The following is a 253-nucleotide window of genomic DNA, read 5'->3' as shown; positions in this document are numbered from 1 at the left end:
AATTACTTGGATAGGAAAATAACGCATAAAACTTTTCGCTATTACGACATCGTTGTTGGCAATATTACAATTCATATCTAAATGCAGTGTATCCGAGCTTCGAGGCAAATCAATAATGCCTATTTCAGAGAAACCTGCTTGAAAAATACTGTCTTTTACCTGCTCTACACCCTGCCTTGTCGTTCTTACACCTATATTAATAAGCACAGCATCACGATTTAACACCATCACATCTCCAAACTCTAATACATGG

General features: G+C 36.8%; 1 protein-coding gene. It reads right to left on the bottom strand.

The window, feature by feature from the left end; translation table 11 throughout:
* The coding region (locus SB660_RS22275) for an arginine deiminase family protein (RefSeq protein ID WP_410584638.1) at positions 1–253 on the bottom strand (253 nt) is incomplete at both ends.

This window comes from Bacillus sp. SIMBA_005 (assembly GCF_046535585.1).
Classification (GTDB): Bacteria; Bacillota; Bacilli; order Bacillales; family Bacillaceae; genus Bacillus; species Bacillus pumilus.
Note: the sequence above shows the minus strand (reverse complement) of the source record. Positions and strands in the feature narration are given on the sequence as shown.